Annotated in this window: 11 protein-coding genes, 1 tRNA gene and 1 pseudogene; 7 read left to right on the top strand and 6 right to left on the bottom strand. The window is 76.3% G+C overall.

Going from position 1 to position 9,992, the window contains the following annotated elements:
• The 6 genes and pseudogenes from EBM89_RS21455 to EBM89_RS17910 all read left to right on the top strand — a co-directional run.
• Positions 1–737: pseudogene (locus tag EBM89_RS21455) on the top strand (hypothetical protein); the annotation flags it as partial.
• A 49-nt stretch (positions 738–786) separates the two neighbouring features.
• The gene (locus EBM89_RS17930) at positions 787–1,236 is read left to right on the top strand and encodes a roadblock/LC7 domain-containing protein (protein ID WP_122150998.1); all 450 of its coding nucleotides are present in this window, start codon (positions 787–789) and stop codon (positions 1,234–1,236) included.
• A gap of 7 nt (positions 1,237–1,243) precedes the next feature.
• Entirely contained in the window at positions 1,244–1,618 is a 375-nt protein-coding gene (locus tag EBM89_RS17925) for a DUF742 domain-containing protein (protein ID WP_122150997.1), read from the top strand.
• Positions 1,599–2,240, top strand: a complete 642-nt coding sequence (locus EBM89_RS17920) for a GTP-binding protein (protein WP_439647202.1) — start codon at positions 1,599–1,601, stop codon at positions 2,238–2,240. Before EBM89_RS17925 ends, EBM89_RS17920 begins: the two co-directional genes overlap by 20 nt.
• Positions 2,241–2,284: 44 nt before the next feature.
• Positions 2,285–2,692, top strand: coding sequence for a PIN domain-containing protein (locus EBM89_RS21450; protein WP_158609718.1), 408 nt, complete (start codon positions 2,285–2,287; stop codon positions 2,690–2,692).
• A gap of 50 nt (positions 2,693–2,742) precedes the next feature.
• Positions 2,743–2,833: transfer RNA gene (locus tag EBM89_RS17910), tRNA-Ser, on the top strand.
• 15 nt (positions 2,834–2,848) lie between these two features.
• Here the strand turns inward: EBM89_RS17910 and EBM89_RS17905 are convergent.
• The 5 genes from EBM89_RS17905 to EBM89_RS17885 all read right to left on the bottom strand — a co-directional run bounded on the left by EBM89_RS17905 (position 2,849) and on the right by EBM89_RS17885 (position 8,508).
• On the bottom strand, positions 2,849–4,117 hold the full coding sequence (locus EBM89_RS17905) for a HipA domain-containing protein (RefSeq protein WP_122150996.1): 1,269 nt from the start codon (positions 4,115–4,117) through the stop codon (positions 2,849–2,851).
• Entirely contained in the window at positions 4,114–4,356 is a 243-nt protein-coding gene (locus EBM89_RS17900) for a helix-turn-helix domain-containing protein (RefSeq protein ID WP_122150995.1), read from the bottom strand. Before EBM89_RS17900 ends, EBM89_RS17905 begins: the two co-directional genes overlap by 4 nt.
• A gap of 149 nt (positions 4,357–4,505) precedes the next feature.
• A complete protein-coding gene (locus EBM89_RS17895) occupies positions 4,506–6,404 on the bottom strand; it encodes a glycoside hydrolase family 6 protein (protein ID WP_122150994.1) in 1,899 nt (632 codons plus the stop codon).
• Between the two features lie 119 nt (positions 6,405–6,523).
• Positions 6,524–7,486, bottom strand: a complete 963-nt coding sequence (locus EBM89_RS17890) for an acetylxylan esterase (protein WP_122150999.1) — start codon at positions 7,484–7,486, stop codon at positions 6,524–6,526.
• Positions 7,487–7,566: 80 nt separating this feature from the next.
• Positions 7,567–8,508, bottom strand: a complete 942-nt coding sequence (locus tag EBM89_RS17885; RefSeq protein WP_158609717.1) for a cation efflux transmembrane domain-containing protein — start codon at positions 8,506–8,508, stop codon at positions 7,567–7,569.
• A gap of 196 nt (positions 8,509–8,704) precedes the next feature.
• Between EBM89_RS17885 and EBM89_RS17880 the strand changes: the two genes are divergently transcribed.
• Positions 8,705–8,938, top strand: a complete 234-nt coding sequence (locus EBM89_RS17880; RefSeq protein WP_122150992.1) for a hypothetical protein — start codon at positions 8,705–8,707, stop codon at positions 8,936–8,938.
• A gap of 1 nt (position 8,939) precedes the next feature.
• On the opposite strand, the gene EBM89_RS21445 is transcribed toward EBM89_RS17880, so the two are convergent.
• Positions 8,940–9,992 (bottom strand): COG1470 family protein (locus EBM89_RS21445; RefSeq protein ID WP_122150991.1); only part of this gene is annotated, 1,053 nt, incomplete at its 5' end.

The raw sequence follows: 9,992 nt of genomic DNA, 5'->3' as shown, positions 1-9,992 counted from the left end.
CCGCAGCCGCCGGTGGCTGGGGTCAGCCCGAGCCCGCCGCCCCGGCGCCGCAGCAGCCCGTCGGCTGGAGCACGCCCGTCGCCGAGCCCGAGCAGTCCTGGGGTGCCCCGGCGCAGCCCGAGGCCGCCCCCGCGCCCGCCTCGGCCCTGCCGACGCGGACCCGCGGGACCGTACCGCCGCCGATCCCGGAGCCCGGGGCCGAGCCCGCGGAGGACCGCCGACCGCACCGCGACATGAGCGCCTGGGCCTCGTCCTGGTCGCCCGACGGTGCACCGGTCCCGCAGCCCACCCGTGCGCCCTCCTGGTCCGCCCAGCCCGCCGCAGGTGCCACCCCGGCGCCCGAGGCGCCCGCGCCGCGGCCCGCGGCCGCGCTCGACCCGGATGCCGCCTCGATGTTCGCCCTGCGGGCCAACATCCAGGAGCAGGCGCTGAGCGAGCTCAGCCAGCTGTCCTCGTACCGGCCGCAGGTCGACTCGCCGTCGGCGGGGGGTTCGCTCACCCGCCGCGTGCCGACCGCGATCCCCGCGGCCCCCGAGATCTCGAAGCCCGAGACCGGGGAGGCCCCGGCGCGCGACGCCGACGGCCTCCGCAGCCGGCTCTCGAGCTTCCAGTCCGGTTCCCGCCGGGGCCGTCGTGCCCTGTCGGAGACCGAGGAGGGGCAGCCCGGTACAGTCCCGGACCAGCAGCCCCGCACCGCGCCCGACTCCCAGCCCGTCCCGCCGTCGCCGTCATGGTGACACCCGTCCCCGCAGCCGCAGCCGCGTCTGCATCACGTCAGGAGGATGTGTGACCACCCTCAGCACCGAGGCAGCCAACTTCGGCTGGCTCCTGGACAACTTCGTCCGGACCGTGCCCGGCACCCGGCACACGCTGGTGGTGTCGGCCGACGGCCTGCTCATGGCGATGTCCGAGCAGCTCGACCGCACCAGCGGCGACCAGCTCGCGGCCATCGTCGCCGGCATGTCGAGCCTGACCCGCGGGGCGGCGCGCCAGCTGCGCGCCGGCGACGTGCGCCAGGCCATCGTGGAGATGGACAACCTGTTCCTCTTCCTCATGAGCGTGTCCAACGGCTCCGTCCTCGCGGTCGTCGCCGACGCCACGTGCGACGTCGGCCTCATCGGCTACGAGATGGCGATGCTCGTCTCGCGCACCGAGGCCACGCTCACCCCGCAGCTGATCTCCGAGATGCGGGGCAGCCTGCCCGTCGACGGCGCGACCCGCGCCCCGTCGGTGTGAGGTCGCGATGAGCGAGCCCGAGTACGAGACCCGGACGGTCCGCCCCTACGCCCTCACCGGCGGCCGGGTGCGGACCGAGAAGGCCGACTACCCCCTCGAGGCGCTGGTCGAGATGCTGCCCGCGGCCGCCGCGGGTCAGGGTCTGACGCCCGAGAAGCGCGCCATCCTGCAGCACGCGTCGCACGGCTACATCTCCGTGGCCGAGCTGTCCGCGCTGCTGCACCTGCCCCTGGGCGTGACGCGCGTCGTCGTGTCCGACCTGGTCGACGCCGGCTTCGTGCGCGTGCACACGTCGCAGCCGGTGGAGACCACGACCGGCCAGTCGCCCGCCCTGTCCCTCAGCGTCCTGGAGAGTGTTCTCAATGGCATTTCCGCCCTCTGACGCCCCCGCGGCGACCGGCCAGGCCGCGGTGCCCACCGCCCGCCCCGGCGGCGACGCCGGGATGGGTGCCGCCCCCACCGTCGTGAAGATCGTCGTCGCCGGTGGCTTCGCCGTCGGCAAGACGACCTTCATCGGGTCGATCTCCGACATCGAGCCGCTGAACACCGAGGCCGCGATGACCGAGCACTCGGTCGGCGTCGACGACGCCGGTGGCCAGTCGGACCGCAAGACGTCGACCACGGTCGCGATGGACTTCGGCCGCATCGCGCTGCCGGGTTCGCTGTGGCTGTACCTGTTCGGCACCCCCGGCCAGGACCGGTTCCTCTTCATGTGGGACGACCTGGTGCGCGGCGCGATCGGCGCCGTCGTGCTCGTGGACACCGACCGCCTGGACCAGTGCTTCCCGGCCGTCGACTACTTCGAGTCCCGTGGCATCCCGTTCGTCGTCGGCGTCAACTGCTTCGACGGCGTCGCGAAGCACCGCCTGGAGGACGTGCGCGAGGCGCTCGCCATCCCGGCGCACGTGCCGGTGCTCTACACCGACGCGCGGTCGCGCACCGCGACCAAGCAGACGCTGATCTCGCTGGTGCAGCTCGCCATGGAGCGTCTGCGCAACGCCTGAGATCCGGACATAACGGACCCGCGCGCCCCGGTAGTATCCGGGGCGTGCGGGTCTATGCCGATGGGTCGGCCCTCGTGCGCTACCTCCCCGAGCCCGACTTCTCCGTCGACTGGCAGCGGTGGGCGGAGCAGCACCAGGGCGACCTCCTCATCTCCTCGCTGTCCCTGGGCGAGCTGCGCTCCGCCGCGCTCCGCGTCCCCCAGCACGTCCGGGCGCGCGCCCACGCCGCGGCCGAGCGCCTCGAGCTGGTCCGGTACTCCGACCAGGCCCTCGGCGTCGCCGCGATGGACACCTCCGTGCTGTCGCCGTTCGCGACGCTGCACATCGGCGTCGCCGTCGCGCACGCGGACGTCACCGGCTTCGCGTCCTACGACCCGCGCGTGGCCGCCGTCGCGGCGATCCACGGGCTCACGGTCGTCTCCCCGGGGCTGCCGCCGCAGTGGTGGGTCTGAGGCGGTCCGACCGGCCGGGACGGCGCTGATAGGGTCACGGCGCACGACCGGGAGGGCTGGCTGAGCGGCCGAAAGCGACGGTCTTGAAAACCGTTGGGGCGTTGAAAGACGTCCTCGTGGGTTCGAATCCCACGCCCTCCGCGCATCGCGCCGGGGTCAGGTGCGCTCCGCGAGGTGCGCCTCGACGGCGGGGAGGAGCCGGTCGGCGAGCGCGATCGCCGACCTGTCCCAGTCGTCGACCTCCGCCAGCGCCGATCGCATCGCGCTCGGGATCGTGTCCGCGTATCGGTCCAACCGGTCGAGCACGTCGTCGACGTCGAGCCGGTTCTCGTCGGCGAACCGCCGCCACGTGTCGCGCGTGACCGCTGCCGGGTCGAACTCGCCCGCGACGCTCATCGCGAGCGCCCGGGCGGTGTCGTCGCGGTACGAGTACGCCAGGCCGGACGCGACGTCGAAGACTGGCGCGAGGCGCACCGAGTCCGCGTCGAGGAGGACCGCGTAGTTGCGGGCGTGCCCGTCCGGCGCGGCGATCAGCGTGTTGAACACCAGGGCGTCCACGAACCGCTCGACGTTCGCCGCGGCGTCGCGCGCGGTGCGCGACCGGTCGCGCAGGAGCCGGATCAGGTCGTCGGCGGTCGGACCCCCGTAGTCCTCGTACTTCTCGCCGACGCCGAGCGCCTGGCACAGGTCCTCCTGGTGCAGCCGGACGAGACCGGCCTCACCCGTGGACGCGCGGTCGAAGCGCGTCACGACGATCGCCGACTCGGACTTGAAGGTCAGGTACTCGGTGGACGCCGCGTCGATCCCGCACGCGGCAGCGGCTCGCATCGAGACGTGCTCGACCAGCGCCTGCGCGGTCATCCGGTAGATGCCCGGCTTCACGATGTGGCTGGTGGCCTCCGCGCCCTGCGCCTCGGCCCACCCGTCCGCGGTGCGGCGCAGGGCGAACTTCTGCTGGCTTCCTCCGAGGGACCAGTGCTCGCCTGGCATGACCCAGCCGGCGTCCTCGTCGGTGCGCATCTCGGCGAGCCGCATCTCGATGTCCGCGTCCGTGAGGAGCACCAGTGCACCGTCGCGCGAGCGAGTCGGTTCGACGTCGTCCGGGAGGCAGAACTGCACGGCCCCGGCGCAGTCCTTCCCGAGCACGGCGAGCAGGGACAGCGGGTCGCGCGCGTCCGCGCCGAACTCGGACGCGATCGACCGCAGGACGCGCTCGTTGTCGGGCAGCAGGCCCCGGAGGTAGTTCTCCACCCGGTCGCCGGTGAAGGTGCCGACCGAGGGGCGCAGCGACAGCGAGAGGGGCGTGGCGGTGGCGCCTCGCGCGTCCGAACCGTAGGTCAGGCGCAGCACACCGGCGCGCGTGCGCTCGATCTGGGCGACCTCGCGGCCGGCCAGGAGGACCGCGAGGCGACGCGGCGTCCTCACGACGACGTCCGGTCGTCCCGGATGACGAGCGAGGCGCCGAGCACGTCGAGGACGCGGAGCGCGCGGGAGAGCTCGACGCTGGACCGCAGGCCGGCCTCGACGTCTCCGATCCAGCGGCGGGACACGTCGGCTGCGGTGCCCAGCTCGGCCTGGGTCATGCCCTGCTCCCGGCGCAGTGTCTTGATGGACTCCCCGAGCAGCGGGAGCGAGCGGGCGGGGAGCAGCCTGTCCGTCCTCATGAATGTCACAGTACCAGCGCATTGCTGCAATGCCACACAGGTGTCGCATTGCAGTAGTGCGACACCTGTGTGGCATCCGACGAGCGAGGACTGTCCCGCGGCGTGGTCAAGCCGCTGATCGGCCTGACGTCACCGGGTCGGGCTGACGCTCACCACCCCGCCCGCGCCGCCATGCCCAGCAGGTACGGCTCCCAGTACGTCCCGGCGGCGGGCCCGCCCCCGCAGGTCCCGTCGGAGCGTCCGACGGTCTTGATCCACAGGTTCGCGACGTGCGGCCCCGTCCCGGTCGCGCCGGGCAGGGCGCCGAGCGCGCGGCCCTCGGGGTTGCACCAGACGGTGCCGTCGGGCCCGGCGAGGGGACCGGCCCCGTTGCGGGAGGTGTCCACGACGAACGCCCGCCCGCCGAGCAGCGCGGACAGGTAGGTGCCGTAGGCGACCTCGTGCTCGGTGCGCTGGAAGTTGGAGACGTTGACGGAGAACCCGGCGGCGCGGTCCACCCCGGCGGCGCGCAGCCGCTGGGCCATGTCGCGGAGGTCGGCCGCGCTCCACCCGAAGCTGTTGCTGCTCGCGGCGTCGAGGTAGACCTCGGCCCCGGCGGCGCGGTAGGTCTCGACGGCGTAGCGGAGCAGGGCGAGGCGCTGCTCGGCGTCGCCGCAGCGGTCGAGGTGCAGCAGTGCGTCGGGCTCGACCACGACGACGGCGCCCCGCCCGAGGCCCGCGGCGACGCCGTCGGTCCAGGTCCGGTACGCGGCGGCGGTGCCGAGGCCGCCGGCGGAGTGGTTCCCGCAGTCGCGGTCGGGGATGGCGTAGGCCACGAGCACGGGGGTGCGTCCGGCGGCGCGGGCGGCGGCGGCGTAGGTGCGCACGGCGGTGGTGCCGTCGGCGGGGCCGAGCCAGCGGGCCGCGCCGCCGGTCGCGGCCTTGTCGAGCAGGTCGGCGTCGGCGGTGCGGCCCTGGTCGCGGGCGGTCCGGGCTGCGCGGGCGACGTCGGAGGTGGGGTCCGCGTACGCCGGGGCGGTGGACAGCACGGTGCGGTAGACGCGCGCGCCGCCGCCGGTGTCGGTGCCCGAACCGCCGCCCGTGCCGGTCCCGGGGCGCACCGGGACGGGCAGGGCGGCGGGCAGCGGCAGCGACACGACGGCGGGCACCCGGTCCGCGGACCCGGTGGGGGCGGCGGTCGACCAGGCGCTCGCCCCGGTGGTGGCGATCAGGTAGATCCGGGCGTGGTCCTTCACGACGAGGCGTGCGCCGGCCGAGGCGGTGCCGGAGGTCCAGAGCACCCGCCCGTCGGACGCGACGACCTGGAGGGCCCCGGCGGCGGTGATCCGGGCGTGCGCGCCGCGGGGCGTCGCGGCGGCGGTGCCGGTGCGCCAGACGGCGGTCCCGGCGCGGGTGAGCACGAGGTCGCCGTCGGCGCCCATGGTGAGGCGGACGTCCCCGGCCGCGACGGACTCGCCCGCGAGCAGCAGGCCGCCGGACGGGACGCGGTCGGCGACGCCGCCGGTGCGCAGGGCGGGGCCGTCGGTGGTGGACTTCCAGGCCACGGTCCCGGCGGTGCTGATCGTGTAGAGCACGCCGTCGGGCTTGACGACCGTGCGGGCGCCGGGCGAGGCGGTCCCGGTGGTCCACAGCAGGGCGCCGCCGGGGGAGCGGACCTCCAGCGCGCCGCCGGTGGCCTGGACGAGGCGGGCGCCGGGGTTGCCGGTGGTGCCGGTGTGCCACAGCGGCGTGCCGTCCCCGAGACGCAGCGTGACGTCCCCGTCGGCACCGACGACGAGCCGGTGCGCGCTGCCGACCGCCGTGAGCGCCCCGCCGGACCGCAGGCTCGCGCCGGTGAGCAGCCGGTCGCCCGCGTCGGACGCGACCGCGGGGGCGAGACCGGTCAGGGCGAGCAGCGCGACGACGGCGGCGACCACCGCGGCGGTCAGGGGCCGGGCCGCCCGGGGACGGGGCCGGTCCCCGTGGCGCAGCGCGGCCCGGGCGGCGAGCACGGGTCGGGAGGCGGGGTCGATCGCGGGGCGGACGGCGGGGGTGTGCGGGCGCGGCATGGTGGGGTCCAGGTCGGGTGCGGGGTTCCCGCTCCCGATCGACCGGAATGCGTGTTCCCGCACGGGACCCCCGGGTGAAACGCGTCACCGCACCCGTGCGCACCCGGTCGCACCAGTGCTCAGCCCAGCGCGGCCGCCACGAACTCCACCGCCTCCAGCTCGTCCAGCGGCCCGCCGCCCTCGTGGGCGTTGTACCGCCAGACCCGCAGCTCCTTGGGTCCCTGCCACGCGTGGTGCGCCGCGACGACGGTGGACGGCGGGACGACGGCGTCCATCATCCCGAGCGAGAACCGCGCGGGGGCGGTGCCCCGGCGGGCGAGCGCGACCCCGTCGACGTACGACAGGGTGCGGAGCACCTGCTCGGCGGACCCGCGGTGGGTGCGCAGGTACTCGACGACCTCGCCGAACGGCTTGGCGTCGGTGATGCCGAGGGCCCGCTCGACGTCGCACAGGAACGGCACGTGCGCGGCGACCGCCCCGACGTCGATGCCGAGCGCCCCGGCGGCGATGGCCATGGCGCCGCCCTGGCTGCCGCCGGTGACGGCGACCCGGGTCGGGTCGACGCCCGGGAGCTCGCGCGCGGCGTCGACGGCGCGGACGGCGTCGGTGAGCAGCCGCCGGTAGTAGTAGGTCGTGGGGTCGGTGATGCCGCGCGTCATGACGCCGGGCACCTGCGGGCCGCCGCCCCAGGGGTCGGGGGTGTCGCCGCGGCTCCACCCGGAGCCCTGCCCGCGCGAGTCGACGTGCAGGTGCGCGAACCCCGAGGACGCCCACAGCAGGTTCTCGGTGGGCTCGCCGCGGCCGCCGCCGTAGCCGACGTACTGCACGACGACCGGCAGGGGGCCGTCGACGCCCACCGGGCGGCGGTACCAGGCGCGCACGGGGTCGCCGCCGAACCCGCGGAAGGTCACGTCGTGCACCTCGACGGTGGTCAGCGGGGTGCGGACCGGGACGACCTCGGGCGGGGCGTGGTGGGCGCGGCTCTCGGCGAGGGTGCTCGCCCAGAACGCGTCGAGGTCGTCGGGCTCGACCAGCGTGCTGGTGTGGGCCCACAGCTGGGGCTCGGGCAGGTCCGTGTACACGTGCGCTCCGTCCTCGGCGACGCCGCCGTCGCGTGCACGGTAGCGGAGCGCGGGCACCCGCAGGCGCCCGCTGGCCCAGGTCAGTCCACGAGGCCCGGGTCGGTGGTGAGGTCGACGGCGGTGCGGACGTCGGTCGCCGGGTCGAGGGCCCCCGCGACCAGGTGCGCCCGGAAGGCCCGGCGCACCGCGTCCTGCTGGTCGACGGTCCAGCCCGGCGGGACGACGAACACGACCTCCACGAGCAGCCGCGGACCGACCTGGGAGACCCGGGTGGCGGCGGGTGCGGGCAGGGCGTGCTCGGCCCGTACGGCGGCCAGCGCGCGCTCGACCTCGCCGGCGACCGGCGAGGTCGGGACGCCCTCCAGCAGCTCGTGGGTGCCGTCGCGGAGCAGCCGCACGGGCGCGGGGGTCAGCAGCGCCACCGCGACCAGCAGCAGCACGGGGTCGACGTACGGGCCGACGGCGTCGGGCCCGGTGCGCTCGAGGACGAGGCCGACGGCGCCGCCGACGAGGATCACCAGGCTCAGCCAGGCGCCGGTCCGCCAGGACACGACCTCCGCGAACGCGAGGCTCGACCGGGGCGCCGCCCGGTGCACCCAGCGGGCGAGCAGCGCGGACCCGGCGGCACCGACGGCGCCGTAGGCCACGAGGTGCAGCGCGTCGCCCTCGGAGCCCCCGTCGAGCAGCGTCGCGACCGCGTCGACGACGCCGTAGGCCAGCGTCGCCAGCAGGGCCGCGCCCTGGATGACCACCGCCAGGGGCGTGGCCGCGGGCCGGCCGAACGGGTAGCGGTGCGAGGGTCCCGACCCGGAGGCGTACGACGCGAGGAACGAGACGGAGACGAGCACGATCCCGGCGAGCGAGAAGATGCCGTCGAACAGGATCACGCCGGAGTCGGCGACCAGGCCCCAGACCACGGCGACGAGCCCGAGGGCGGCACCGCCGGACGCGGAGCGCCACAGCGCCCGGCGCTCCAGGCGCCCGGCGGGCGGCTCCACCGGTCGCGTCCCGTGCTCTGCCACCGCGGCTCCTCCGGTCGACCCCCGCGCCCGCGGGTGGGCGCGCCAGGAGTCCAGGGTGCCCCCGCCCGGGCCGTCCCGCCCGGGCCGGGCCGCGTGCGTAGGTGCTCGGGGCGCTGCGACGTCGTGCACGGGTTCCCGGGACGGGGGTGGGTGCGGCTGGCACGATGAGAGGACCGACCGAGCGAAGGAGCCCGTCGTGACGCACCCGCACTACCGGATGACCCGCGCCGCCACCGACCTCTCCGCGACGGGCACCAGCGTGCCCGGCCTCGCCGAGCGTCTCGCGGACGACCCGACCGCCCAGTACCAGGGCGGGCTTCCCGACGAGGTGGGGGTGGTCGTCCGGGGCGTGCTGCTCTGGGGCCCGCACACCCGCCCCGGCGGCGCCCGGCGGTCGCAGGCGGCCGTGACCCTGGAGCGTGTGGACTGACTCAGCCGCGGGCGGCGGCCACGGCCGCGTCGATGCGCCGCTGGGTGGCCGCCTCGCGGCGACCGCGGGCCTGCCGCACCGCGAGCACGACGCCGACCAGCAGCGCGACCAGCCCGAGCTGCAGCCACGGCACCGCCCACGCCGACCAGGTCGCGCCCGCCGCCGCGAGCGCGGCGGTGACCTCGTCCTCGCCGACGACCGCGGGCGTCACGTCGACGTCCCCGCCGAGCCGGACCAGCGGCCACGCCGCGACCTCGACCGACCCCCGCGCGGACCCACCGGGCAGCACCTCGCGCAGGGCGGGTCCGGTGGCCTCGGCCCCGGCGAGGCCGAACGGCCCGGCGGCGCTCGCGGTGGCCTCGGCGCCGAGCCGCACGTTCCCGGTGTTGGCGACCGTGTAGTCCACCCGCAGGGTGCCCGGGGCGAACGGGTTCCAGGACGGCGTGAAGGTCGTCGTGACGTCGTGGACGGCGAGCGCGGGCGCGATGTCGCCCGTGACCCGCAGGTGCAGGCGCGCGCCGACCCGGCTGTCCAGGGCGACCCCGGACCCGGGCTCGGCGGCGAGCGCGGCGACGATGCCCGCGGGGTGGTCCCCGGGCGTCACGTCGGCGGGCACGCGCACGACGAACGGCAGCACGGCCTGCGCGCCCGGGCCGACCTCGACGCGCTGCACGGTGCCCGGCTCGGCCACGGTCCCGGCGGCGTCGCCGAGCGCGATCCAGGAGCCCGCGGCCTCGGCGGTCGTGCCGGTCGGCGGCAGGTCGAACTGCCCGTCGGCGGTGATCAGCCCGTCCCCGGCGTAGACGTCGAACGCGGCGGGGTGGTCGCTGAAGTTCGTGAGCGTGACGTGGTCGGTGACCTCGGTGCCCGGGTCGACGGCGTGCCGGAACGACACCCGTCCGTCGGGGCCCTCGGGGGTGCCGGGCTCCAGCGCCCAGGTGGTCCGCGCGGCGGCCGCGGCGGGGTCCGCCGCCGGGTCGGTGGTCGCGGTGGCGGGGGAGGCGCCCCCGGCGGTCAGCGCCGCGAGCAGCAGCAGGACGGCGGTGGCGCGGCG

This window comes from Cellulomonas triticagri, from assembly GCF_003696205.1.
Lineage (GTDB): Bacteria > Actinomycetota > Actinomycetes > Actinomycetales > Cellulomonadaceae > Cellulomonas > Cellulomonas triticagri.
Note: the sequence above shows the minus strand (reverse complement) of the source record. Positions and strands in the feature narration are given on the sequence as shown.